Annotated in this window: 20 protein-coding genes; 11 read left to right on the top strand and 9 right to left on the bottom strand. The window is 57.4% G+C overall.

What is annotated here, in order from left to right; all coding sequences use genetic code 11:
* Nucleotides 1-68 precede the first annotated feature (68 nt).
* From QML71_RS03445 to QML71_RS03420, 6 genes are read left to right on the top strand one after another with little or no spacing between them, the layout of a single operon-like run.
* Entirely contained in the window at nt 69-602 is a 534-nt protein-coding gene (locus QML71_RS03445; RefSeq protein ID WP_345742335.1) for a DoxX family protein, read from the top strand.
* Nucleotides 599-1,414 (top strand): dioxygenase family protein, encoded by an 816-nt coding sequence (locus tag QML71_RS03440; protein ID WP_282010504.1) that lies wholly within the window; start codon nt 599-601, stop codon nt 1,412-1,414. The genes QML71_RS03445 and QML71_RS03440 overlap by 4 nt, the downstream gene beginning before the upstream one ends.
* 45 nt (nt 1,415-1,459) lie before the next feature.
* The gene (gene ygiD / locus QML71_RS03435) at nt 1,460-2,257 is read left to right on the top strand and encodes a 4,5-DOPA-extradiol-dioxygenase (protein ID WP_282010503.1); all 798 of its coding nucleotides are present in this window, start codon (nt 1,460-1,462) and stop codon (nt 2,255-2,257) included.
* On the top strand, nt 2,257-3,822 hold the full coding sequence (locus tag QML71_RS03430; RefSeq protein ID WP_282010502.1) for an efflux transporter outer membrane subunit: 1,566 nt from the start codon (nt 2,257-2,259) through the stop codon (nt 3,820-3,822). The genes ygiD and QML71_RS03430 overlap by 1 nt, the downstream gene beginning before the upstream one ends.
* Before the next feature lie 40 nt (nt 3,823-3,862).
* Nucleotides 3,863-5,047: an efflux RND transporter periplasmic adaptor subunit gene (locus tag QML71_RS03425; RefSeq protein ID WP_282010501.1), complete on the top strand. Its 1,185-nt coding sequence runs from the start codon at nt 3,863-3,865 to the stop codon at nt 5,045-5,047.
* A gap of 3 nt (nt 5,048-5,050) precedes the next feature.
* Nucleotides 5,051-8,176 carry an efflux RND transporter permease subunit gene (locus QML71_RS03420; RefSeq protein ID WP_282010500.1) on the top strand — a complete coding sequence of 1,042 codons (3,126 nt, stop codon included), beginning with the start codon at nt 5,051-5,053 and terminating at the stop codon, nt 8,174-8,176.
* 45 nt (nt 8,177-8,221) lie between these two features.
* On the opposite strand, the gene rpsU is transcribed toward QML71_RS03420, so the two are convergent.
* On the bottom strand, nt 8,222-8,425 hold the full coding sequence (gene rpsU / locus QML71_RS03415) for a 30S ribosomal protein S21 (protein ID WP_345742334.1): 204 nt from the start codon (nt 8,423-8,425) through the stop codon (nt 8,222-8,224).
* Between the two features lie 98 nt (nt 8,426-8,523).
* The gene (locus QML71_RS03410) at nt 8,524-9,825 is read right to left on the bottom strand and encodes a DEAD/DEAH box helicase (protein ID WP_282010499.1); all 1,302 of its coding nucleotides are present in this window, start codon (nt 9,823-9,825) and stop codon (nt 8,524-8,526) included.
* A gap of 1,066 nt (nt 9,826-10,891) precedes the next feature.
* Between QML71_RS03410 and QML71_RS03405 the strand changes: the two genes are divergently transcribed.
* Nucleotides 10,892-12,919, top strand: a complete 2,028-nt coding sequence (locus tag QML71_RS03405) for a TonB-dependent receptor family protein (protein ID WP_282010498.1) — start codon at nt 10,892-10,894, stop codon at nt 12,917-12,919.
* A gap of 148 nt (nt 12,920-13,067) precedes the next feature.
* Here QML71_RS03405 and QML71_RS03400 read toward each other — a convergent pair whose 3' ends face one another.
* On the bottom strand, nt 13,068-14,135 hold the full coding sequence (locus QML71_RS03400; RefSeq protein WP_282010497.1) for an iron-containing redox enzyme family protein: 1,068 nt from the start codon (nt 14,133-14,135) through the stop codon (nt 13,068-13,070).
* A 175-nt stretch (nt 14,136-14,310) separates the two neighbouring features.
* Nucleotides 14,311-15,078 carry a HupE/UreJ family protein gene (locus tag QML71_RS03395; RefSeq protein ID WP_282010496.1) on the bottom strand — a complete coding sequence of 256 codons (768 nt, stop codon included), beginning with the start codon at nt 15,076-15,078 and terminating at the stop codon, nt 14,311-14,313.
* Nucleotides 15,079-15,384: 306 nt separating this feature from the next.
* Between QML71_RS03395 and QML71_RS03390 the strand changes: the two genes are divergently transcribed.
* A complete protein-coding gene (locus QML71_RS03390; protein ID WP_282010495.1) occupies nt 15,385-16,908 on the top strand; it encodes a tetratricopeptide repeat protein in 1,524 nt (507 codons plus the stop codon).
* A gap of 94 nt (nt 16,909-17,002) precedes the next feature.
* Here the strand turns inward: QML71_RS03390 and arsC are convergent, their stop codons facing one another.
* Complete coding sequence (gene arsC, locus QML71_RS03385) at nt 17,003-17,350, bottom strand: arsenate reductase (glutaredoxin) (protein ID WP_282010494.1); 348 nt, start codon at nt 17,348-17,350, stop codon at nt 17,003-17,005.
* A 252-nt stretch (nt 17,351-17,602) separates the two neighbouring features.
* Between arsC and QML71_RS03380 the strand changes: the two genes are divergently transcribed.
* Nucleotides 17,603-18,184, top strand: a complete 582-nt coding sequence (locus QML71_RS03380; protein WP_282010493.1) for a TetR/AcrR family transcriptional regulator — start codon at nt 17,603-17,605, stop codon at nt 18,182-18,184.
* Between the two features lie 68 nt (nt 18,185-18,252).
* Nucleotides 18,253-18,816, top strand: a complete 564-nt coding sequence (locus QML71_RS03375; RefSeq protein WP_282010492.1) for an OsmC family protein — start codon at nt 18,253-18,255, stop codon at nt 18,814-18,816.
* Nucleotides 18,817-18,870: 54 nt separating this feature from the next.
* Here QML71_RS03375 and QML71_RS03370 read toward each other — a convergent pair whose 3' ends face one another.
* On the bottom strand, nt 18,871-20,580 hold the full coding sequence (locus QML71_RS03370; RefSeq protein WP_282010491.1) for a SulP family inorganic anion transporter: 1,710 nt from the start codon (nt 20,578-20,580) through the stop codon (nt 18,871-18,873).
* Nucleotides 20,581-20,897: 317 nt separating this feature from the next.
* Here QML71_RS03370 and QML71_RS03365 point away from each other — a divergent pair, with 317 nt between their 5' ends.
* Nucleotides 20,898-21,335, top strand: coding sequence for a YqaA family protein (locus QML71_RS03365; protein WP_282010490.1), 438 nt, complete (start codon nt 20,898-20,900; stop codon nt 21,333-21,335).
* Between the two features lie 172 nt (nt 21,336-21,507).
* On the opposite strand, the gene QML71_RS03360 is transcribed toward QML71_RS03365, so the two are convergent.
* Genes QML71_RS03360 through QML71_RS03350 form a run of 3 tightly spaced genes read right to left on the bottom strand, consistent with a single transcriptional unit; the run spans nt 21,508 to nt 26,425 of the window.
* Complete coding sequence (locus tag QML71_RS03360; RefSeq protein ID WP_282010489.1) at nt 21,508-21,843, bottom strand: P-II family nitrogen regulator; 336 nt, start codon at nt 21,841-21,843, stop codon at nt 21,508-21,510.
* A 30-nt stretch (nt 21,844-21,873) separates the two neighbouring features.
* Nucleotides 21,874-25,140, bottom strand: coding sequence for a DUF2309 domain-containing protein (locus QML71_RS03355; protein ID WP_282010488.1), 3,267 nt, complete (start codon nt 25,138-25,140; stop codon nt 21,874-21,876).
* A gap of 46 nt (nt 25,141-25,186) precedes the next feature.
* On the bottom strand, nt 25,187-26,425 hold the full coding sequence (locus tag QML71_RS03350; RefSeq protein WP_282010487.1) for a hypothetical protein: 1,239 nt from the start codon (nt 26,423-26,425) through the stop codon (nt 25,187-25,189).
* Nucleotides 26,426-26,437: the final 12 nt, after the last annotated feature.

Below are 26,437 nucleotides of genomic sequence, written 5' to 3'. Positions count from 1 at the left end.
TTAGTTTCAAGCCGATATAATTATACTGAAACCAATTGAAACGATTGAGGAGAATTCTCATGAATGCCATGACCGCTTTAAAAACCATGTTTGAAACCGAAAACAGAACCAGTCCGGTGATCCTGCGCGTGTTGCTGGGGTTGGTGATTTTCCCGCACGGCGCGCAGAAACTGCTGGGCTGGTTCGGCGGGCACGGGCTCGAAGGCACGCTCGGTTTTTTCACCCAGACCATGGGCGTGCCGATGGTCTTCGCCCTGCTCGTCATCGCCGGTGAGTTTTTTGGCTCGCTCGGTTTGATCGCCGGGTTCCTGACGCGCTTCAGCGCTTTCGGAGTTTTGTGCATCATGATGGGCGCCATGTTCATGGTTCACCTGGACAACGGTTTCTTCATGAACTGGTCCGGCAATCAGGCTGGTGAAGGCTACGAATACCACCTGCTGGCGATGGGCATGGCGGTGGCGTTGATCGTTTCCGGCGGCGGCAAATACTCGGTGGATGGCTGGATCGCCCGGACTTTTTTCAACAAAAAGACCGACACCGCCGCCAGCCAGTTTTCGGAACAGGTTGCCACCCACAACCCGATTCAGGAGGGAGCACGATGAGACACAACACCGATTCCTCTTCACGCCGTAATTTTTTGAAAACCGGGCTCGGCGCCCTGGGCGGCCTCGCCGGAACGTTGGTGGCGGGATCCGCCTGGGGACAGGCGATGCGGTTGACCACACCCCGGCAGACGCTGGGGCCGTTCTTCCCGGACGAGGGGGACGCGGTGCACGAAATCCGCGAGAACCTCGACTTCCGCCTGCCCATCAGCGAGGCCAACGACAACGACCTCACTTTCATTCAAGGCCATGCGGGCACGGCCACCGGCCAGGTCATCCACATTGAAGGCAAGGTGTGGTTCCGCTGGCAGGGTGAGATCAAACCGCAACCGGGCGCGGCCATCATCATGTGGAATGCCGCCGCCTCCGGACGCTACAATCACCGCGGCGACCGCGAAGCCATGCGCTTCAAACATCCTGTCAGCGGCGAATGGGTGGAGCGCACGCACGACGAACATTTCCAGTACTGGGGCCGCTGCATCACCGACGAAGAAGGCAACTACAGCTTCAAAACCATTCTCCCCGGATTTTATCCGGTGGACATGAAGAACGGCTGGTACCGCCCGCCGCACCTGCACTTCATGGTCACCGCACCGGGCATCCCGCAACTGGTGACGCAGTTGTACTTCAAGGGCGAGCACATCGCGGACAATGGTTTCATCCAACAGTTGAACGCGCGCGACCTGATCCTGCGGGACCGCAAACTGACCGCGGAGGAACAGGAAAACCTGATCGTCGAGTACCGGCCCGATCCTTCTGAAGAAAATGCGGATGCATTGATTGGCAACTACGATTTCGTGCTGTCCTTTTAAGGATGGGAACCGCCTCGAAATCATTTTTTGAAAAAGTGACCTGTTATGAATAAAACGACGAACCCCAGACAATCCAGACTGCCGGCGCTGTTTCTCGGGCACGGCAGTCCGATGAACGTCATCGAAAAGAATCCGTTCGGCATTGGCTGGGAATTGCTGGGCAAGAGCCTGGCGAAGCCGCGCGCGATCCTCTCCATCTCCGCCCACTGGGAAACCAACGGCACCTACGTGACGGCGATGCAACAGCCGCGCACCATCCACGACTTCGGCAATTTCCCGCAGGCCCTCCATGAATTCCAGTACCCGGCTCCGGGCAGCCCGGAACTGGCAAACAGGATTCAGTCGCTGGTCACGCGCACAACGGTGTTGCCGGACCTTGCGTGGGGGCTGGATCACGGCACCTGGAGCGTGTTGTCGTGGATGTTCCCGCAGGCGGACATCCCCGTGGTGCAGTTGAGCCTCAACCGCAACCTGTCACCCCAGGGTCACTACGAGATCGGTCGCGAACTGAAACCCTTGCGGGAGGAAGGCGTGCTGATTCTGGGCAGCGGCAACATCGTGCACAATCTGGATTTCTTCGATCCCAACCCCAGCACCTCGCCCTACCCCTGGGCGGCGTCTTTCGATGAGTCCATCAAACAATTTTTGCTAAAAAACGATCACGAAAGTATTCTGAACTTCGATCATCTCGGGGAAACGGCGCGCCTGTCGGTGCCCACACCCGAACATTTTCTGCCGTTGATTTACATCATCGCAATGCAGGACAAAACCGAACGCATCACCTTCCCGGTGGAAGGCGTGGTCGCAGGCGCGGCGTCCATGCGGGGAGCCATGATTTCCTGATGAGCCGAGCCACAACGATGACGCCACCTTCAGAAACTCCCACGAGTTCCCTTGCCTCCCGCACGCCGGGTGTGCGTGCGCTGACCGGTTCCATCTGGCTGCTGTTCGCGGCCTGCACCACCGTCGGTCCCGACTACGTGCCGCCGGAAACGAAGATGCCCACCGGGTTCCAAACCCAGGTGGAGGACAAGAAGTTCACATCCAAAACAGAAACCGACGAGGCGTCGCAGGAAGACTCCGCCACGCCTGAAATTCCGGCAAAGCTGGTGACGCCGGAGATGCTCGCCGAATGGTGGCAAACGTTGGAAGACCCGCTGCTCACCCAGCTCGTGGACAAGGCCGTCGAGGACAACCTCGACCTCAAGCTGGCCCAGTCCCGGGTGCGGGAGGAACGCGCCCGGCGCGGCATCGCCCGGTCGGAGCGTTTCCCCACCATCGATGCCGTCGGCGGCACGTCCCGGCAGCGCATGAGTGAAGAAACCCTGTTCCGGCGCGGCGGCGAGTTCACCATGTATTCCGCAGGCTTCGACTCCACCTGGGAAATCGACCTGTTCGGCCGCATACAAAGATCGGTGGAAGCGGCGGCAGCCTCGGTGGAAGCCCGCAAGGAACAGTTGAACGACACCTTGGTCACGCTGGTCGCGGAGGTGGCGCTGAATTACATCGAGATCCGTACCTTTCAGGCCCGGCTCGAAGCCGCCGAGCGCAACCGCCGGTCACAGGAAGAAACCCTGCAGATCGTGAAGGACCGGCTCAGCGCAGGATTGACCACCACGCTCACGCTGGAACAGGCCAAGTACAACCTGGAAAGCACCAAGTCGGAAATCCCGACACTGAAAACCGGCATCGAACAGGCCAAGAATGGCCTGTCGGTGTTGCTCGGCGAGTTCCCCGGCGCCATCAATAAAGAATTAGAGGACTATAAAGAAGTACCGGTGACGCCGATGGACGTTGTCGTGGGCGTGCCCGCCGATCTGCTGCGCCGCCGCCCGGACATCCGCCAGGCGGAACGGGAGCTGGCCGCACAAACCGCGCGCGTGGGCATCGCCACGTCCGAATTGTATCCACGGCTGACCCTGCTGGGGTCGATCGGACTGGAATCCATTTCCGCGTCGAGTTTTTTAACCGGACCCGCCACTGCATTTCAGATCGGGCCGCAGGTGACGTGGAACGTGTTCAGCGCCGGGCGCATCCGCCAGAACATTGAAGTGCAGGATGAAATCCAGGAACAGGCGTTGATCCAGTACGAATCGGCGGTACTGGTCGCGGTCAAGGATGTGGAGAACGCGTTGATCGATTACGCCCGGGAACAGGTGCGGCGCGAGGCGCTGCTCAAGTCCATCGCTTCCGCCGAGAACGCCGTCAACCTGGCACGCGAACTGTACACCGCGGGCTTGTCCGATTTTCTCGGCGTGCTGGAGGCGGAACGTTCGCTGTTCACCTTTCAGGATCGACTGGCCGTCAGCGAAGGCAAAGTGGTGTCCAACCTGATCCGGTTGTTCAAAGCGCTGGGAGGCGGCTGGAAGCCATTGATGGCGGACGCGCAGCCGGAACCCCAATCATGAAAACATGAAAAACGGATTCTTTCATTTCAGAGGACATGCGGTGAAATCTTTCAAATCTCAAAACTGGATTCTATGGCTGGTCGCAGCCGTGGCGCTGACCGGGTGTGAACGGCAGGACAGCGTCGCCGCGCCGGAAGCCAAACGCCCGCCTCCCGCTGTCACCGTGGCTCCGGTCGTGCACGAAAAAATCATCCGCACGCACGAACTGGTGGGGCGCACCCAGGCGGTCAAGACCGTCCACCTCGTCGCCCGCGTGCAGGGATTCCTGGAAAAACGAAACTTCAAGGAAGGCGAAGACATCCGCCAGGGCGACCTGTTGTTCATCATCGAGCAGGCGCCGTATCAAATCGCAGTGAAGGCAGCGGAGGCCAACGTCGCCGAGGCCGAAGCCACGCTGAAAAACGCCCGGACCTATCTCGACCGGCTTCAGTCCGTGCGCAAGGGCGGCGTGTCGCAATCCGATCTCGACAAGGCCGAAAGCGATTTCCTGAGAGCGGAAGCCGCGCTGATGGAAGCGAAGGCCAACCTCGATCAGGCCAACTTGAATTTGAGTTACACCGAAATCCGCGCGCCTTTCAACGGTCGCATCAGCCTTGCCAACGTGCATGAAGGCAACCTGGTGTCACCGGAAACGGGACCGCTGGCCACCCTGGTGCAGATGCACCCCATGTACGTTCTGTTCACCGTCAACTCCGGCGACGTACTGACCGAATTCCAGAACCAGATCAAACGCGGCAAGGCCACCACGTTCACGCCGAGACTCATCCTGCCCAATGGCACCGAATATCCTCACCCGGGCGTGGAGGATTTCGTCAGCCACACCGTCGATGAAAAAACAGGAACCGTCACCGTCCGCGCAAAATTTCCCAATCCCGCCAAAAACGTGTTGCCCGGGCAGGCGGAAATTCCGCACACCCTCAGGCTGCTGCTGCCGGGCCAGTTCGTGAAAGTGCGGGTGCAGCGTGATGAAATCCGCACCGAGAAGGTGATCCCGCAGGCGTCCATTCAGCAGGACCAGACCGGCAAGTTTGTGCTGGTGGTCGATGGCGAGAGCCGGGTGCATAAGCGCAACATCACCACCGGCGCCAAAGAAGGCGTCAACTGGATCGTCAAGAAGGGGCTGGAAGTCGGTGAAATGGTGATCGTTGAAGGCCTGCAAAAAGTGCGGCCAGGCGTCACCGTGCAGACCTCTTCCAACACCCCGCCCTCACCTGAGGCCCCATAAATCATGTTCAGCAATTTTTTTATAGAGCGGCCCCGTTTTGCGTTCGTCATCTCGATCGTCATCGTGATCGCCGGACTGGCGGCGCTGCCGCAACTGCCGGTATCGCTGTACCCGCAGATCGCACCGCCCACCGTGCAGGTGACCGCCTCCTACCCCGGCGCCAGCGCCAGCGTGCTGGAAGAAACCGTGGCCGCGCCCATCGAGGCGCAGGTCAACGGCGTGGAAGGCATGATCTACATGGCGTCCAACAGCACGGACAGCGGCGCCTACACGCTGACCGTCACGTTTGAAATCGGCACCGATCCGGACATGGCCGCCGTCAATGTGCAGAACCGCGTATCGCTGGCAACGCCGGTATTGCCGGAGGAAGTCCGGCGTTCCGGCATCTCCGTGCAGAAGCAATCGCCGGAGTTTTTGCAGATCGTCGCCTTCTCCTCGCCCCAAGGCACCTACGACCAGTTGTTCCTGAGCAACTTCATCACCATCAACATCAAGGATGTGTTGGCGCGGGTGCCGGGCGTGAGCGATGTCACCATCTTCGGTGCGTTGAATTATTCCATCCGCGTCTGGCTGGACCCGGACCAGATGGTGAACCTGGGCGTCACCACCAACGACGTGGCGCTGGCCATCCGCGACCAGAACCTGCAGGCCGCCGCCGGGCAGGTGGGACAGGCCCCCTCTTCGAAAACCCAGCAATTCCAGTACACCATTCAGGCGAAAGGACGGCTGACCGACGTCTCCGAATTTGAAGACATCATCATCCTGGCGAAGCCGGACGGCTCGGTGGTGCGTATGAAGGACATCGCGCGCGTCGAGCTGAGTTCACAAACCTTCGAAACCTTTTCGCGGCTGAACGGATCGCCCACCGTCAACTTCGCCATCTACCAGTTGCCGGGAGCGAACGCGCTGGACGTCGCCAAACGCATCGAAGCCAAAATGAAGGAGCTGTCCGAAAGTTTTCCGGACGACGTCCAGTACATCATTCCCTACGACGCCACCAAGTTCATCGACAATTCATTGCAGGAGTTGGTGGAGACGTTGTTCATCGCGCTGAGCCTGGTGATCCTGGTGGTTTATATTTTCATTCAGGACTGGCGGGCCACATTGATCCCGGCGCTGGCCATCCCGGTTTCCTTGATCGGCACCTTCGCCCTGCTTCTCGCCATGGGCTATTCCGTCAACAGCCTGACGCTGTTTGCGCTGGTGCTGGCCATCGGCGTGGTGGTGGACGACGCCATCGTCGTCGTCGAAAACGTGCAGCGCCACCTGGAAGACGGTCTCGAACCCAAAGCCGCGACACGTAAGGCCATGAGCGAGGTGTTCGGTCCCGTCATCGCCACCACGCTGGTATTGCTTGCGGTGTTCGTGCCCATTGCGTTCATGCAGGGGATCACCGGCCAGTTGTACCGCCAGTTTTCGGTGACCATCGCCATTGCGGTGTCGTTGTCGTCGCTCAACGCATTGACCCTGAGTCCCGCGCTCTGCGCCACGCTCCTGAAAAAAAGAACCTCCCGCCCGTGGTTCGCCCTGCGCTGGTTTGAGTCGTTGTTCCAAGGCATCGCCGGCACCTACCTGTTCTTCGTGAAAATCATCGTGCGCCGCTTTGCCGTCACCGTACTGGTGTTTGGGCTGGTGGCGGGCGGCAGTTACTGGATATTCCAGCACGCGCCGACCGGATTCATCCCGCAGGAAGATCAGGGCGTGCTGTTCGTCGATGTCCAGTTGCCGGACGGAGCCTCCCTGAACCGCACCGACGCGCTGGTCCGCAAGGTCGAAACCCTGATGCAATCGCTGCCAGGCGTGGAGAACGTCGTGGCCCTGATCGGACGCGGCTTGATCAGCGGCTCGAAACCAAATTCGGGCACCATCATCGCCGTGCTCAAGCCGTGGCGGGAACGCACCACACCGGACCTGTATGCCGATGCGCTGGTGGGACGCACCTGGGGCATGACCAGCCAGGTGCCGGGCGCACGGTCCATCGTCTTCACCCCGCCACCGATCCGCGCTCTCGGCAACGCCAGCGGATTCGAACTTCAGCTTCAGGACATGCGTGGCGGCGACCCGCAGGATCTTTCTGCAGCGATGCGCGGCTTCGTGTTCGAGGCCAACCAGCTTCCGGAGTTGCAGAACGTGTTCAGCACCTTCTCTGCCGAAGTGCCGCAGATCGAGCTGGACGTCGATCGCCTGCAGGCCAAGGCGCTGGGCATCCCCGTTTCCGAAATCTTCGCCACCCTGCAGGCGCAACTCGGATCTTTGTATGTGAACGACTTCAATAAATTCGGCCGCGTGTACCGGGTCATCATCCAGGCGGAAGCCGATTACCGCGACAGTCCGGAGGACATCGGACGCATTTACGTGCGGAGCGCGGCCGGAGCGATGGTGCCCCTGCACACGTTGACGGAAACGTCTTCCATTCTGGGACCGGAAGCGCTGACGCGGTACAACATGTACCGGGCGGCGAAGATCAACGGGTCGCCGGGACCGGGTTACAGCACCGGACAGGCCATCGCCGCCGTTGAAAAGCTGGCGGCGCGCACGCTGCCCGCGGGCATGGGGTTCGAGTGGTCGGGGATGTCGTATCAGGAAATCGAGGCCGGATCGCAGGGCTTCGTCATTTTCGGACTGGCGCTGATCTTCGTCTATCTGTTTCTGGTAGCGCAGTATGAAAGCTGGGCGATTCCGTGGGGCGTGATCCTGTCGGTGCCGTTCGCGGTGCTGGGCGCACTGCTCGCGATGAAAGCGACGGGACACATTCTGGATATTTATGCGCAGATCGGGCTGGTCATGCTGATCGGCATGGCGTCCAAAAACGCCATCCTGATTGTCGAATTTGCAAAGGTGAAACGGGAGGGAGGCGCGCCCCTGTTCGAAGCGGCGATCACCGCAGCCAGGCTGCGGTTCCGGGCAGTCATGATGACCGCCATCTCATTTGTGCTGGGAGTGCTGCCGCTGGTCATCGCCACCGGCGCCGGCGCCAACAGCCGTCAGTCTCTCGGTACGATCGTGTTTGGCGGCATGCTCGCATCCGCGATCCTCGGCACCCTGCTGGTGCCCTCGCTGTATGCGCTGGTACAGGCTCTCACTGAAAAGTTTCAGCGCAAAGAAAAGCCCGCCGAAGCGGAAGCTTGATACCGGGTGTGTGCTGATTCAGGCGGGAGGCCCCGCCGAACGCAATCAACCGTGCCAGGAAGAACGCATGCGGCGCATGGCCACTTTCTTCTTCTTCTGCGCTTCCTTCATTTTGCGTTTTTTCTTCACCGACGGTTTTTCGTAAAAACGGCGGCGCTTCAGTTCTTTGAACAAGCCTTCCTTGTTGATCTGACGCTTCAAAACCTTCAACGCCCGATCGACCTGATTCTGGTAAACAATGGTCTGAATGATAGGACTCTCCTGTTTCTAAAGGTTATCAGGATCCAATAAAATCCTGGACGGGTCTGCATCCGCCTATTGTGCCAATGCAAACCCGTCCAGTCAACTTATCTCACGCGGGAAGAGCGGGAACGGAACGGCTTTTTCCGCCCGCCGTAGGTCCGGGGGCGCATTCCATTGGAATCGCGCCGCGGGCCTTTTCCGCCATTTTCCCCGTTGCGCCGCCCACCCGAGGCCGCCACATTGGACGAATGGTAGGGATGCGCCGTATCCACATTCACCACGTGGTTGATCTCTCTTTCGATTCTCCGAAGATACGACCGCTCCCCGGCATCGCAGAAAGAAATGGCCACACCCAGCGCCCCGGCACGGGCCGTGCGTCCGATGCGATGGACGTAGCTTTCCGCTTCCTTGGGCAGTTCGTAATTGATCACGTGGGTGATGCCATCGACATCCAGCCCGCGGGAAACGATGTCGGTGGCGACCAGCACCCGCGTTTTGCCGGAACGAAATTTCTCCAACGCCTGCAAGCGCGCGGGCTGCGATTTGTTGCCGTGAATGGCTTCGGCGCGGATGCGCGTCCGGTTCAGGCTTTTGGCGACCTGGTTGGCGCCGTGCTTGGTGCGGGTGAAAATCAGAACGCGTTTCACCTCGTCATTCGCCAGCACCGATTCCAGCAACGCCTTTTTGTTTTCCTTGTCCACGAACAGGATTTTCTGGTCGATGTTTTTCACCGTGCTCGACGGCGGCGATACCGTCACCTGAACCGGGTCCACCAGAAAGGTGCGGATGAGGCGACGGATTTCTTCCGGCAGGGTCGCGGAAAATAGCATGGTCTGCCGGTTTTCCGGAAGAGCCGAATGGATGCGGCGCACATCGGGCAAAAAGCCCATGTCCAGCATGCGGTCGGCCTCGTCCAGGACGAAGATTTCCACTTTGTCCAGGCGCAGGCAACGCTGCTGGAGCAAATCGAGCAGGCGTCCCGGCGTGGCCACCAGCACATCGACACCCTGTTTCAAGGCGCGGATCTGATGGAAGGCCTTGACGCCGCCATACACCAGCGCCTGCGTCATTTTCAGGTGGCGTCCGTAAACACGAAAGCTCTCGTCGATCTGCACCGCCAACTCGCGGGTCGGGGCCAGAACCAGCGCCCGCACACCCTTGGGGCCGGCAACGGTTTTGGATTCCGCCAGCCGCTGCAACACAGGCAACGCGAACGCCGCCGTTTTGCCGGTGCCGGTCTGGGCGCAGCCCAGCAGGTCGCGGCCGTCCAGCAGGTGCGGGATGGCTTCCGTCTGAATCGGGGTCGGCGTGGTGTACTTTTCTTCTTCGATGGCGCGGAGGATCGGGTCGATCAGGTTCAACGCGGCAAAGCCCTCGGTCGGAGGGCAGGTCATTACAGTGTTCAAAATAGTTTCCTTTAGTAGTAGTGCTGAGAAAGAGAAGGCGCAGAAATTTCCAGATCCTTCAGTTCAAGCCTGAAGGTGCGTCTTCAGCCCAATGATTTGGGTGGATTCGTTAATTTGAGGAGAACAAGAGGAGTGGAATACAGAAACGCGCCAAGGAAGGAATTCCGGGAATTTCTTAGTCCAGAAAGAAAGCTTTTCAGCTCATCGCCGCCAATTCTCAAACAGCTCAATCAACTTTGAAAACACAGTATACACCAAACCGGTTAAATAAGCGAATTCAATTATTAATCCCCGCAAAAGATAACGGGACGCCTCCCCCGGGCCGGATTGAGGCGTTTTCCAGGGTGCCCGCCCGTTTTCCTGCGGTCTTGCCCCCGCCGCGGAGAAAGCCCTTGATTTTCTAAGGGCTATTTCATACTATTTGCCCATGTTGAAACGGATTCTCACAGTTTTCCTGTTGGCAGGCGGCTTTTTGCTGGCGACGGCGGCCCCGGCCGCAGCCTCGGCGCACGTGCATGAAGGCGTCAATCCGTTTGGTCACGCCGGCCCGGCCGCCACGCTGCATTGCCCCAAGCATGGCCATCATGAGGACGGTCCCTGTCCGCATCAAGCCCGGACGCGGGGAAAACACCCGGTCCCGTGCTCGATCAGCAAGGACTGCGGCGGCCTGCCACAGGGCACGGTCCCTAGCATCGCCCCGGTGTCCCATTTCGCGGACACGCCGAACGCCTCACACTCCGGATTCTCTGCGGACGGCGACCGGTTGACACCGGCCGGCCTTCTCCTCCATCGCCGGATCGCATTCGATCCTTTGCACCCCCCTCCCCGGTTCTCCTGACTCATTTCCTTTCTGTTTAGTTTTTGAACAGGCCCCGGTTCCGCTCGATGCGGAGAATGTCCGAGAGCCGGGTTCCGTTGTGCTTCACTACGGAGACCCCGCCGGGCTTCTCCCGATCGGAACGCACAGGCTTTAATCTATCGAACCCAATGAGTCGATCAGGAGGTTGCTGTGTTCAATAAGAAACAATTCGTTTTCAGAATATTGGTTGCGTTGGTTTTGGGGGGAATGGCGGGCGGCGCCCCGGCATTGGCCGAAGACAAGGCCATCGTCATGGAAGAAATTCAGGTGACCGCTCCCAAGGAAAAAAGCGCGGGCACGCTGACCGTCCCCAGCAACGAAGAAGCGGAAAAAGAAATCAAAAAAGCACCGGGTGGCGTCAACGTGGTGGCGGAGGAAACGTTTGAAGACACCTACACCCTCAACTTCGAAGACACGCTGGCGCTGGTTCCGGGGGCGTACGCGCAGAAACGGTTCGGCGAGGAAGTGCGGCTGTCCCTGCGCGGCTCCGGTCTGGCACGCGGCTTTCATCTGTTGGGGCTGCGCCTGTTGCAGGACGGCATCCCCTATAACCTGGCCGACGGCAGCGGCGATTTCCAGGAAATGGACTTTCTGGCGCTGCAACGCATCGAAGTCTATAAAGGCGGCAACGCGTTGCAATACGGCGGCATCACCTTGGGCGGCGCGATCAACCTGATCACCAAAAACGGCAAGAGCCACCCCGGACAGATGTTCCGCTTCGATGGCGGCTCCGATCAGACCTTCCGCCTGCATGTGCAGTCCGGCTACCAGTTTGACAAGTCCGACCTGTTCGTCAGCGTCACCGCCACCACCAGCGACGGCTTCCGCGACCATGCGGATCAGGAAAACGTGAAGTTCAACAGCAACTACGGCCTGCAGTTGTCCGACACCGTCGAGACCCGGTTCTACCTGAGCACGAATGTGATCGCACAGGAGTTGCCGGGCACGCTCACGCTGGGAGAAGCCCTCAGCAACCCGGAAAACGCCAACCCCTCGGCCATCACCCAGAACTGGCAACGCGACATCAACTCGGTGCGTTTCTCCAACAAAACCACGTTCGATCTGGGCGGAGGCCGGTTTGCGGACGTCGGCGCATACGTGAATCACAAAAACCTGTACCACCCGATCACCTCGTTCGTCGGTGTCATCGACCAGACCAGCGTCGATTACGGTGTGTTCGCGCAGGCCTATGGCACCTATACTTTGAGTGGATATAAAAACGAATTCCGCGGCGGTGTGCTTTCCCAGTTCGGCCACACCAACGCGCTGGTCTTCCAGAACATCGGCGGCGCGCGCGGCGCATTGACCGCGGATCAGGATCTCTCGGCGGAAACGGTGGTGCTGTACGGCGAGAACCATTTTTACTTCAATCCCAAGTGGGCGCTGGTGACCGGTGGCCAGGTGATCTATGCCGGACGCGAGGCGGAAAACAAGCTCAATCCGGCCCGCAGCGATTCCCAGACCACCGCCACCTTCAACCCGCGTGTGGGCGTGATGTACCACCACACCCCCGCCATTCAGATGTTCGCCAACGTCACCCGCAGTTACGAACCGCCGGATTTCACCAACCTGACGCAGGGCGGCGCGGCGGGCTTCGTGCCCTTGTCGGCGCAAAAAGCCTGGACGGTGGAAGTGGGCACACGTGGCCAGCACGGCCGCGCGAGCTGGGACATCGCGCTGTACCGCGCCTGGGTCGATGACGAACTGTTGCAGTTCACCACCGGCCCGGGATTTCCCGCGTCCACCTTCAATGCGGACGCCACCATCCATCAGGGTGTGGAAGCCGGATTGGATTTCCTGCTGGTGGAAAACCTGCTGCAGGGCGGCGACCGCCTGCAATGGCGCAACGCGTACACCTACAGCGATTTCAATTTCGACGGCAACGCGCAGCACGGCGACAACACGCTGCCCGGCCAGCCTCCGCATTTCTACCAGACGGAGTTGCGTTACGCGCATCAGGATAAGTGGTTCGTTGCGCCGACTCTGGAAGCCGCGAGCAGCGCCTACGTCGATTTTTCCAATCGGCTGAAAGCGCCCGGCTACGCCATCCTCGGCTTCACCGCAGGCTACACGGTCAACAAGAGCATCGACCTGTTTGCCAACGGCCGCAACATGCTGGACAAAAACTTCATCTCCACTTTTTCGACGATCGCCACGCCGACGGCGTTCAACCAGGCGGCGTTCTATCCGGGGGATGACCGGCGCATCTTCGGCGGCGTGCGCCTCAAGTTTTAAGTCAAAAGCTGTAGTTTAAGATAGAGCCGCTCATTCGCTTGCCTCCCTCCAGCGGTTCAGGACGCAGCTTGTGCAGCACGGACAAGAAAAGGCCTGACGGGTGCCGCCAGGCCTTTTTCAATTCAGTCAATTCAGAAAGACGTGCCGGTCAATCCGTTTCGGCTTTTTGGATGGAGGCGAGGGTGGCTTTCCCGGCGCGTTCGTTGAAGCGTTTCTGCTCGTCGTAGCCGAACACCATCTGCCAGGCGCGCTCGGGGTAACGCTCGATCAGGGGCAGCGCCACATCGTCCAGCATCCAACGCCCGTGCCGTTCGTCTTCCTTCACATGGATGTCCCAATAGCCCCAGGCATCGTAAGGCAGGCCCAGCCGCTCGCCCGCCAGCTTGAAGGTGCCGAAGTCCAGGGGCGCCGAAGTTTCGAAATACAGCAGGCCGCCGACATAACGCAGGAAATTACGTTTCTGCTCGCACAACGTGAAACTGAGGTTGATGTTCGCCAGCACCTGCCAGGGCAATCGATCCAGATACGCCTCCGGGCGCGTGTCCAGCTTCAAGGTTTCCAGCATGGTGAGGAAAAACGAGGAGTGCTTGCGGTTCAGGCGGCCACCGCCGTATTCCTCCAGAAAAATCCGGGTGAGCATGGACTGCACTTCGTTGCCGACGCCGCCCAGCATGCGCGACAACTGGCTGGCCTCGACCAACCCGCCGACCGAAGCGATCTCGATCAACCTGCGGTATCCCGCCTCCCCCATCTCCTTCTGGATGTACACATCCTCCGCGGATGGTTGCCGTTCCAGATCGGCCACCACTCGTTGCTTCAGCGCCCGGTTCACGTCGATGTTTTCAAAACGCTCCACCGCGAAAGACTTGTTCTCCCAGTCCTGCCACGCGGATTCGATGCGGTTGCGGATCGCAAACAGGTACGTGGAATTCTCATTGATGTAGTGGTCCAGATCGTCGTACCAGAACAGCTTCATGCGATTGATCGCATACAGCACGCGATGCAGAAAACGGTGCGGCTCCTCGGATTCTTCACCGGTGTGAAATGCTTCGCCCAGGGCGAACTCCAGGGCATCTTCAAACTCGCGCATCCGCAAAGGATCGCGGGCCACTATCTGATCCAGGCCCTCCCAATGCAGGCATTGCAGAAACAGGTGTTCCGCTTCCACAAAATGCGGGGACGTCGAATACAGGGTCGGTTTTGTTCCTAAAGTCATCGGTCTTATATGAAAAGGAATGAATGGAATGTCAACTCAGGTTGACTAAAACTATACCAAACAATGCCGTCAAACCCAAATCGGGGCCGTGGGAAGGCCATTCAGAGCTTGTTTGCATGGGCCGGACGGATTCAGCGAGGAGGTCGGGGTCAGGGGTCTCAGCGACTTGTTTCTCCTACGGTGCGGGGAGAGGACCGGTTTCGAGGTCCATCAGGTATTCGCTGCCGGGAAACGCCGGCTGCGAGGGCGTCGTCATTTCTTCATGGGCGTGCAGGTGACTGTCCGCCGGGAACCCGAATTCATCCGGATTGACGGTGTGTGAATAGCCATGCATTTGCATCATAAAAAAGAACACGCCGGCGGCGATGACCCCACGATTGGACACTTCGCTGATCTGCAAAAACGAATGTGTGCGTCGCCATTTATAAAGCAGGGCCAGCATGATGCCCAGAGCGCCGATCTGCCCCAGCTCGATGCCCAGATTGAACGAAAGAATTTTCAAAAGAATCCCTTCGTCACCGAGAGGCAACTCCTGCAAACGGGTGGACAGGCCGAACCCGTGGATGAAACCGAACAGAAAAATGGCCCACAGCACATTCGGCGACGTCTCAAAATACTTGCGGAAGCCACCGATGTTTTCAAACCCGATGTAGCACACGCTGAGCGCAATGACCGCATCGATCAAATAATAGTTGGCGGTGATGCCCCAAAGCGTCGCCGTAACCAGGGTAATGCTGTGGCCCAGCGTGAACGCGGTGACGTACTTGACGACATCCTTGAACGTGGTCAAAAAAAACACAAACCCGAACACAAACAACAGATGATCGAAACCGGTGAGCATGTGGCTGGCTCCCAGCCACATGAACTGAAGGTTGCCGCCCTCGATGATGGCGTTCTTCTCGGCTTCGCTCATGCCGTGGGCAAAGGCCGATTGGGTCGCCAATATCCCAAGCAGACAAGCACATAAGGAAAGCCCTGTTTTGGATGCGGCAAGCATATCCATGCCTCCTTTCAAGTCACCATTTCAATCACCCCTGTCCGGCACCCAGTGTAAGTGAGCGGTTCCACACGACAAAGCATTATTTATGCTAGAAGGAATTGAACCCACTCATTCCATCGCGAATGGCGCAAGAAACAATGCGGAACGTGGTTGCGCTTTCCACTAAATTTAATAAAATCCTAATGAAGGTTCGATCCTTCACCGGCGGCTTTCAGTAAACCCACGGGCTTCTCTTAAAAAGGACCGGCTTTGGAAATTCCTTCCCTGAATATCGACCAACTGCTGCAGGAAGCGGCCCGGGCGTTGAATGAAGCGCGCCTGGATGAAGCCCGCGACTGTCTGCAACAAATTCTAAAACTGGATCCCAATCAGTTCGATGCGCTGCACATTCTGGGCGTGCTGGCTTTTCAGGCGGGAAACAGCGATGAAGCGGAAAAACTGATTCGCCAGGCCCTCGCCGTGAACGATGAATTTTCCGAGGCCCACTACAATCTCGGCAAAGTGCTGCGCGAACAGAAACAGTTGCAGGAGGCCGCGGACGCGTACCGGAAAGCAGTGGAGATCAACGACCGGCTCGATCCGGCATGGTTCAACCTGGGATTGCTGGAGATGGAGCGGAGTCACACCGATCTTGCGGCGAAGGCGTTTCGCCGCGCCGTGGAGATCGACCCCAACGATCCCGACTACGCCTTCAACCTGGGCAACGCGCTGTGTATGCTGGGCGATGTCGCCAGCGGGCAGCAGCAGTTCGAGCGCGCCGTCGAGCTGAATCCCCAACACGTTCACGCCTGGAACAACCTGGGCATTGCGCTCCGTGAAACGGAGCAGTGGGAGCCGGCGGTGAGCGCGTACAACCGGGCGTTGGAGATCAACCCGGATTTTGCCGACGCGTATTTCAATCTCGGCAACCTTTACGAACAACTGGGCAACCGCGAGAACGCACTGGCCTCCTACCGCCATGCGGTGCGGGCCAACCCCGGCTTCGCCAAGGCCTTCACCAACCTGGGCAACATCTATCACGCGATGCAGCGGCTGGACCTGGCGCGCGACGCCTACGACAAGGCGTTGGCGCTCGACCCGGCCAGCCCCTCGGCACGGCACATGATCGATTCGCTGGACGGCACAACGACGGACACCGCGCCGCCGGACTACGTGGTGCGCCTGTTCGACAAGGCGGCGCCGGAGTTTGAAGAGCGACTGGTGGTCTCGCTGCGTTACCAGTCGCCGATCGAGTTGCGGCAGATGCTGGACGCGGCGGTTCCGGCGGAGAAAAAATTCGAGCGCGCGGTCGATCTGGGATGCGGCACCGGGCTTTCCGGCGAGGCGTTCCGGTCGCGCGCGGAACGCCTGATGGGCGTGGACCTCTCCGGCAAGATGGTGCAGAAGGCTCGTGAGAAAAACATTTACGATGCGTTGTTCGAGGAAGGCCTGGTCGATTTCCTCAACCGGTCGCCGGTGCAGTACGATCTGTTCATCGCCGCCGACGTGCTGGTGTACATCGGCAACCTGACGCCGCTGTTTGAGGCCGTGCGGGAACACGCCCTGACTGCCGCGTGGTTTCTGTTTTCGGTGGAAAAAATCGACGACGGCGATTTCGTTCTGCGTCCGACCGGACGCTACGCCCATTCGCACCGCTACATCGAAACCGTGGCCAAAGAGCACGGCTTCCAGTGCGAAGCGTTTCAGGACAGCGTGGTGCGCATGGAAAACGACCAACCCATCCCCGGCTACAACGTCATGCTGCGTTACAACGAAGCGTCCGAAACCCGCTAACCGCGCCCCGCTCCCCTGCCCCCAACGGCTGCGCGCTTTTCTTTGCTTGCCTTGCGGCCTTCCCCCTCCCCGTCACTCCAAGACCTGTAGAGGATTACAAAATGTCGAGGACCTGCTGCGGCGGGCGGCCGAGAGCGGCTTTGCCGTTGGCGAGGACGATCGGGCGTTCGATCAGGATGGGATGCTGAACCATGGCATCGATGAGTTCGTCGTCGGGGAAGGCGGGATCGTCGAGGTTCAGCGCCTCATACTCATCTTCTTTTTGGCGCATCAACTCGCGCGGCGACAGGTTCAAGAGCGCCAGAATGGTTTTCAGTTCGCTCGCCGACGGCGGCGTTTTGAGGTACTCGACGATCTCCGGCTGGATGCCCTGCTCTTGCAGCAGCTCCAGCGTGGCGCGGGACTTGCTGCATTGCGGGTTGTGGTAGAGGGTGACAGACATGGAGGGCATCATAAAAGAAATGGGGGAGGAGGCCAACCCTGTTTTCCCCGCCACCCTTTTATTGCAGGGGATGCCGCAAGGGGTTGGGGTTCGGCCGGCCGCATCCCTCCCCTCCAAAGCCGCCGCCCCGCTCTCACCTTCCTTTAATTTTTCAATAAGTTATGATCTTCCATGCCGCTGGTGGCCGCGCTAGGTAAATTTCTCATCATTTTAATTGACTAACTAATCAGTTAAGTTTAAAGTGACGGCACTATGCCCCGAACCCGTTCCAGCGCCAAAGAGAAAATCATTGAAGCCGCGTCCGATCTGTTTTTCCAGAAGGGCTACCAGGCCACCACCATCGACCAGGTGATCGAGCGGTCGGGGGTGTCGCGGCCGACAGTGTACACTCACTTTTCCACCAAAGAGGATTTGTGTCTCGTTTATCTGAAGTGCAAAAGGAAGGAGGATCTGGAAAACCTGAAGCAAGCCATGCGGAAGGCACCCTCCGTAAAAGGGCAGTACCTGGGAGTGATCCATTTTGTCCGTGAAGCGATGCTCAAAACCGATTACCGGGGATGTGGTTACTTCAACATGATTTCCGAATTCCCCGACGCCGACCACATTCTCGTGAAAGAAGCCCGGATTTACATCGACCGGTTTCGGGAGTTGATCGCAGAGGGCGTGCGAAACCTCAAAAAGTCAGACCCGAAATACAAAACTCTGAACGTGAGTCAGCTTACGGACACCTATTACCTGATCGTGTGTGGGGCGATCATGGCTGGACAGGAATACCGCGAGCCCTGGCCTTTGGACCGGGCCGTGAAAGCCATCGAGAACCTCATTGAGGAATGATTTTTTTAACCCTCAAATCTAACTAAACGGTTAATTAAATTTAACTTCATTCAACGAAGGGGAACACCATGTCAAACCAAGCCGCGCAAAATCAAAAAGTCGTCAATGGGGTGAACGTGACCCAACTCGAGGAAACCATTCAGGCCGTCAAAGGCCAACCCGAACTCGCCCAGTTCAAATTCCGCGCCCGCAACACCTGGAAGGACGGCGCTCAAAACAAAGTGGAGTTTGACGATTATTACGGAACCTGTCAGGAGTTGAAACACGGCCGCCCTTTCCAATTCCAGGCCGACGAACCCCCGGCGCTTCTGGGGAAAGACCAGGGGGCCAATCCCGCTGAGTACCTTTTAACCGCTCTTTCCGCCTGCATGACCACCTCCCTCGTTTACCATGCCGCGGCAGCCGGCATCGATCTGGAGAACGTCGAATCCGAATACGAAGGGGACATCGACCTCCATGGGTTTCTCGATTTGGATCCGGCGGTGCGGAAGGGCTACAAGGAAATTCGAATCAACTTCAAAGTAAAAACCGATGCCGACAAGAAGAAACTGGCGGAACTGGTCAAGCATTCGCCCATTTTCGATGTCGTCACCAACCCCACCCCCGTCAAAGTTCAATTCATCACTGAGTGAATCGATGCGGCAGGGGTCATTTGCCCACGGAGTGCAGGTGACCCCGCCCCGCTTCTACTCCTCTTCGGAAAAGTCGAGCGATTGGCGGCGGCTTAAGAAGTCCACGCAGGTGGCGAGGTCCGGGAACAGAAAGTTTTCGGGGATCAGGCTGGGGATCAAATCGATCTTGGTCAGCATGTCACGGGGCTGATCCTGCAAGCCGCAAATGAACACGGCGATGCCCCGGTTCTTGAGGTCCAGCGTCACTTCTTCCATGGCGAACAGGCCGGTCTGATCGATGAACGGCACCTCGGCCATCTTCAGGATCACCACCCGCGTGTTCTGGAACTGCTTGGCGATGTCCTGAAAGGTCATGGCGAAGCCAAAGAACAACGGTCCGCGCAGCTGCTTCACAAACACCGCTTCCTCCATCTCCTTCGTCAGGCACAGCGTTTCATCCTCGCCCAAAGCCTCCTGCACGCCGGGACTGGAATTGGAGCTGGAATACGATCCCAGCGACATGACTTCCGTCTGCGTTTCCGCGAGATCTCCCATTTTTTTCATGAACAGGATGGAGGACAAGATCATGCCCAGCGCCACGGCCTGAATCAGATCGGCAAAGATCGTCATGAGCAGCACCGCAATCATGACGACCGTTTCTTCGCGTGGCAGGCGGAGAATGTGCTTCAGTCCTTTGTAGTCGATGATGCCAATGCCGACGGTCACCAGAATGCCGGCCAGAACCGGGGTGGGAATTTTCGAGACCCACGGCCCGGCGATCACCAGTACCAGAATCAAGGACACGGCGTGCACGACACCGGAGAGCCGTGTCCTCGCGCCGGAGTTGGTGTTGACGAGGGTGGACATCGTGGTGCCCGCCCCCGGAATGCCACCGATGGATGCGGCCATCATGTTGCCCAGCCCTTGCCCGATCAGTTCCTGATTGCTGTCGTGTTTCGTTTTGGTCACGTTGTCCGCAATCACCGAAGTGAGCAGGGAGTCGATGCTGCCCAGAAGCGCCAGCGTGATGCCCGAATAAAATATCAGTTCCAGATCCATCAGCTCCCAGTCAAACAGAAGCCCCAGTTGAAAATCGGGCAACTGCGAAGGAATCGCGCCGATGTTGGTGACCTGAAAGTCCGTCCACACCGCCAGCGCGGAAACGGTGACCAGCGCCAACAGAATATTGGGAACGGTTCGGGTGATTTTCGGAAACAGGAAGATGATGGCGATGGTGACGCCGCCCAGGCCGGCCGCCTCATAATTGAAATTTGAAAACATTTCCGGAAGTTGCCGCAGGATGTTGTGAATGCCTTTGGGCGACTCCTTCCCCACCAGCGGGAATATCTGCAGCAGGATGATGATGACGCCAATGCCCGTCATGAATCCGGACACCACCGGGTACGGGATGTACCGGATGTATTTGCCGTACTTTAAAAACCCGAAGACGGCCTGCATCAGCCCGGCGAAAAAGAAGGTGGCAATGATGGTGGGAAGCGCCGCGTCCAGGCTCCCGGCAGTCTGGATGGAATTGCTGACGACGAGGGCAGCGATGACGATCATGGGGCCGGTGGGACCGCTGATCTGTGTGGGCGTGCCGCCACACACCGAGGCGAACAGGCTCAGCGCAATGGCGCCGTAAAATCCCGTAACCGGACCCAGCCCCGATTGCGCTCCAAAGGCCAGAGCCAGAGGGATGCCGACGATGCCGGCGGAAATGCCGCCGGCCATATCCCCGCGCCAGTTTGCGAGGGTGTAACGCTTGAATACCGGTTGAGGAGCCACGTGCGGTCACCGGAAACAGTTCGAAAAGGAACTCCACCTACTCCAGTATTGCCGACTTCAAGGAGCTCGTACCATCCCAATAGTAACTCTTTGGCCTAAAATGTCCACTGCTTCGTTTCTCAATGCAGGGTTCAGATATATGGACGGGACCAACCCGACCCATCCATTCTTCCGGTGCATCCCGCGCCCTACAATATTGCGGCAAGATCAAGTACCATACATGGCAGAAAACGGTTCCTGCATCGGCAATTCCTTTCCAGGCCTCAGGAATCCCAAAATTTCGTGATCGCTCAACCACCTCCATTGAAAGCAGACAATTGGAATCGTTAATCGATTTTGGATACATCGGCCTCTTCACCGCATCGTTCCTTGCGGCGACCCTTCTTCCTTTGAGCTCGGAAGTGGTGCTGGGGGCGCTGCTCATCAACGGCATGGACCCTATCGTGCTGGTTGCGGTTGCAACCCTCGGCAACGTGCTTGGCTCCGTGGTGAATTACGGTCTGGGTTACGGGGGCATGCACATGTATCAACGAAAGTTTGCCGCGGCTTCCAACAAGGAAATCGAGGCCGCTCTGATGCGTTACGAAAAGTACGGCACTGCCTCGCTCCTCTTCGCCTGGGTGCCTGTGGTGGGAGATCCCCTCACCGTCGCGGCAGGGGTGTTGCGCGTGAACCTTATGATTTTCTTACTGCTGGTCACCGCGGGCAAACTGGGGCGCTACGTGGTGATCACCCAAATGATTCTGCATAACTGATCGGGCGCGCTCATGCCAGATGCCAAACCTGTTTCATCCTTGACGACGTATTGGATTCTGTTGGGCCTGGCCTTGTTGAGTTTCGCGCCGACTTTGTTTCTGCCCTATAGCGGGAGGGATGGATCAAGCACGTCTCTATGGGGTGTTGCTCAGGCGTGTTGCTCAAAAAAATCTATGATTCTTTCGGGGCAAAATGGTCTCGCCGCAGCACACTGGCCTCCAATACAAAAACACCGCCTGAGTGGCGTTCCAGAAAAGGCTTGAGCGCAGAGAGAATGGGGTCCAGTTTCTCTTCGGGGACAACGGTCAAGATCATCTGCAAGCTGCTCGTGTCATTGAACATCAAATGACCTTCGTGGAATCCGTGATGCCCTTTTCCGGAGATATTGCTGAAAATCGTGTAGCCGCTGGCTTTGATCCGATCCAGGACATCCGTCACAAAATGAAGGTGTTCCCCTTCGACAATGATTTTGATTTCTTTCATTGGATGAAGTTCCATGCTGCCCATGATGCCTCAATCCTCCCAAGCAATATAATGTTAATGAATCGGTTCCCAATCTTTCGGCGATTGAAAGCGGAAAAATTCCATGGTATCGGGATCTAAGGCGACAAGATGGAGCCACTGATTTCTCATCAATTCCTGTAAAAACTCATGTCGCTCGATGATGTCTGTAATCCTTTTCAACGGAGCCTCAAGGATAACAAATAATCGCATGGGCTCGTGGTACGGTTTTTCACCATTGTAAACGGTTTGGATGGGAAGTCCAACACACAGATCGCTCTGGGTGCCGAACATCACCCCCAAATGGCCCACTACATTATGGTAAGCCTTGCTGCCGCTACCATAAACGTCCGGGTCAACCGTAGAAAAATAATGTTCCATGTTGATCCAATTGCCGACGATCATGGGCGCGGTCATGATGATTTCCAAGTATTTTCCACTGGGGTCCTGCGAATAATCATAGGAGTGTAAAAAAGACCGGCCCTCCAGGTTGATTCCCTGCGTCAACGAACGCCGCCCGGCGATGAAAGCGGTGTGCCGGGACAGCCCCCATTCCGGCCGAACCTGCGACCAATCGATGCTTCGCTGTTTGGTCCGCGCCGATGCTTTAAAATTCCCTTTCCGGACCGGCTCGTCCGGAAGACGAGTCAACCGCTCCCGGCTGTTATTTTCACCTGCTGCTTTGAGGTCTTGCTGGAGCTGGCGTAAATCCTTGCGATGAGTGGCCGGGACATCTTCCAGATCGAACAGTTCGACTTCATCCGTGGTCGTATCGTGTTGTCCGGGAAGAAAGTGCGTATCCGGGGGAATCAGCAGGCCTTTCTCAGCCAGCATTTGCCGGACCTGCGGTTTGTTGGCCATGACGGCAAGAGTCCGTGCATTCGAAATTCCGTGATTCCCACCACATGCCCCACAATCCAAGGCAGATTCATAAGGATTGTTGTCCGAGGTACTGCCATGCGCACAAAGCAGGACGAGCCGGGCAAATGTTTTGGTGAAGCCCATGATCCTCAGAGCCGTTTCCACAAAATGAGCTTGCTCCGTTGGCGTAAATCCGGTCTGTGTGATGCGGTGCATTCGATGAGCCGCATCCCGCTCATTGATATCAAAATCTTTTCTGAGCACGCGGATGAAGCGCTCGAGATCCGATTCGGTCCAACGCAGCAACCGGAACAGTTCCGAATAATCGTTTTGGGCGGATTGGTTTTGTTGCAGCGCCAGCTTCCGTAAACGCTCGATCTGCTCATGAGGAACGGCGGCGCCTTTCCGGCCGTATTCCTTAATCAACTGCCGATAAATAGCTGCCCCGTATTGGGCCGCAACCATTTCCTGAGCTTCTTCCCCACTGATTTTATCAACAGTCAAAGTGGTATTAATGGGGATAGTCAGACGCGCTTTGATCCCGGACATGACCGTCTTGAACCATTTGGGTTGCAGGGTTTGGACGAACAGCTTGAATCCATAAAACCAGCCAATGGCCTCGACCATGACATAGGGAGTGATCACGTTTTCTTTCAAATCTTCCAGCAGGGTGTGCCCCGTCTTGGCCAGTTGCTGGCGCTCCAGGAATTTTTCGGCATCCTTGGCTTGATACGCACGGGGGATTTCCCGGACGACGTGCTTGGGTTTCAGCAGAACCGGGCATTGGTCCGTTTGCTGTTCGCTGGCATACCCCTGATAGCATATGGGGACGCCAAAAAATCCAGCGAACCCGAACGTTTCATTTCCACCGACTCCTTCCAGGTGTCTTCGAAAACTTTCTGAACGGACATCGATGCAAAAAACCGCCTGAGCCAGCGGCCGCGATTCCGAAGCCTCTTCCTCAGAAACATCGTCCCTGGAAGCATCGCCCTTTCCCGGTATCTTGAGGTTGGGCGAAATCTGTTTCATAAAATCTTTGAGGTAGCTGGACTCAAAGGCCTGGAGCCAGACAGGCCCGTGCTGGGCTTCCGGAAACTGCTCCACCCATTCGAGCAAGGCGCCTAACGTTTCCGGAGGACTCTGCAGAAAATCCTTGATGGGAATGGCCAACGTTCGCGCAAGGTGCAACACGACCAGGGTCTGGACTTCGGCCTCCTGCTGTTGTTTGATCCGCTCACATTTCAGGATCAGCCCCGGATCGCATCGATCGAGGTCCTCGATGCTCAGGGGATTCTGCACGAACAGAGACCTATTCAGTTGGTCTTCGATTTCATCCGGCAGTCCCCGCGTTTGATATTCCTTGAACAGGCCATACCCTCTGGGATGATCGCTCAGGCAAGACTGTATCGCGGGATAGGTGCCGGGAATGGCCAGCCTCTCCCGGCATGCCAGCGCCACGATTTCCCGCTCATAAAACAGACGGACGGCCATATACTGGACCAGGTCAATGGGAAAGGCGCGTTGCCACTCATAATCCGATTGGTCGGACCGCCACTTGATGAACCCGGTCCATCCGGACATTTGGGCCAGCAGTAAAGTGAAATAATTGCTCCACAAATCCTTGGGCAGGCCCAAAATGGATAAGCTTTCCAATACGGCCTCTTCCGGCTGGTCAGACAGGCTTTCGATTTTATTTTTCCAATCCTGGATACCAAGCAGCGACCCCGACAACTCATCCCTGACCAACTTTTTCCATCCGCCGTAAAAAGTTTTCTTTCTTAAAGGCATATCCCAAGAGGCATGCCCTTCATCGAGAAACCCGCCACACCATTTGATGAGTTCGCCGTTGATCTCATCCTGCACCTTCGTTCCAAGGGTTTGGTCGCACCACTCTCCAAGGGTGTACCGTATCCCCAGCTCTTTCTGATCCTGACTCGAATAACCGTTCAAGGAATCGTTTTGGGCGTTCTTTTTTGACAACTCCTGCACTCTCTTGAGCAGACTCCTTACGTCAGGCTGTTTGAGAGAGGATTGCAATACAGCGGCGCTCACATCCGGGGCCACTTTCCCCGTACCGTGAATGAGGATGGTTTTCAGGACTTCCCGGTGATGAAGTTTCCGGTCCTCAAGGGTGAGGACGGCATCCTGGGACATTTCCACCAAAGCTTGCTCAACAGACTGTTCGGATATCCGTCCTTCCTTGTAATAATTCCGGTATTCTTCATTACAAAGATAACCACGGCCTCCAAAAACCCGTTTCCCTTCGTTTATGGCCTCTTCAAACGGCAGATGCTCCAACCCATGAAGCGGGTTGTGATGAATAAACATTTTCATCGGCCAGAAATACGAGATGGTTTCACCCGCCAGGTTCACGAGGGAACGCAATTCCATCCGCTGTAATTCGCTCGTCGGAACCAACTCTTTAACGTCAAGACGATTCATGGTTTGGACTCGCCGGCCTCCTAAAAGAATTAAAAAAACGGACGCGCTAGTGGATCAACCCACTATAAGCCGCACATACCAGTAACGCCGATACCGCAACAAATTCCGCTGTCCGCAAATCCGTATAGGGCACATCAGGGCGTGCCGTCCCAAAAGCGGTTTGATGAAGCACCCGTGAAAAGTACCAGCCTCCCCCCAACCAAACGACGAGAAACGTGGACAAAATCAGGATGATTCCAACATCGTGAGTGACCGCCGTGGTCATGAATTTCAGCCCGGAAAATGTGGAGAACAACGGCAGAAACACGGCAAAACTCACAAGAAAAACCATGACCGTTCCAAACCGGGGCATGGGCGAGGCGAGCCCCGGAAGCTTGCCAATGGTTTGCCAACCATAACGTTGCCGAACAAACGAAAAGGCAAGGCTGACACCCCCCATCACGAGGGCCACCGCCACACCGAATGGAATTCCCCATCTGGAAAAACTGGAAAATATGTCAAGCAGCCCCCAGACAAGCGCCACATGCGCGACGGTCGCAGAGGCCACGAAAAGGTTGCTTTTTTGCTGTCCGAGACAGGCCAAAGATGCATAGACCGCGCTCGCCAAAGCCAACAGGCTGAGGGCCAGAAGCATGTCATCCGTGAGCGACGCGTGAATGGCTTGCAACTCAGCCAGGCCGATGGTCAGCCAGACGACAATCCAAAAACTTGGCAGGGTTCCTTTCGCACGCTCCAACATGCCCACAAACGGAAGGTGAAAAGGAGCCAGCGGCAGAAACGTCACGGCAAGCAACAGGCCGGCCAACAAGCGAACGGTGTCCCCGGAAAAAATGGAACCCAAGGCCAAGGCAACAGCAATGGCCACTTGAATAAAAATTATTTTTGCGCGCAGGGAAGAACGCGTTTCGCGATTGAGAGAGACGGCGACATATCCCAGAAGACCTATGAGGAACAGGCGGCTCACCAGTCCCTGGTTCAGCAGGACGCCCAGGCCCAACCCGAGAACAATCAGGATCGAAGCGCAGACAGCAGAGCCTTCCTTGGTTCCCTCCTGACCGACAAGCCCGCAAAAACCGGAAAGAAGCACAGCGCCGGCCAAAAGCAGGATCGACGGGTCCGCCTCAAACGCAGAGCCCATCAAGACCACCCCGGCACCCAGAACGCCAATCGTCATCAACCCGATGGATTTAAGACTGGCCATTGAGATTCGTGGTGCCCTGCAAACCATCCCGAAAACAAGCGGAATGAGCGGTAGAATGATTGAAAGTGTCTGTTCAAAAATCATAGTAATTTCGAT

It is taken from the genome of Nitrospina watsonii, from assembly GCF_946900835.1.
GTDB lineage: Bacteria > Nitrospinota > Nitrospinia > Nitrospinales > Nitrospinaceae > Nitrospina > Nitrospina watsonii.
Note: the sequence above shows the minus strand (reverse complement) of the source record. Positions and strands in the feature narration are given on the sequence as shown.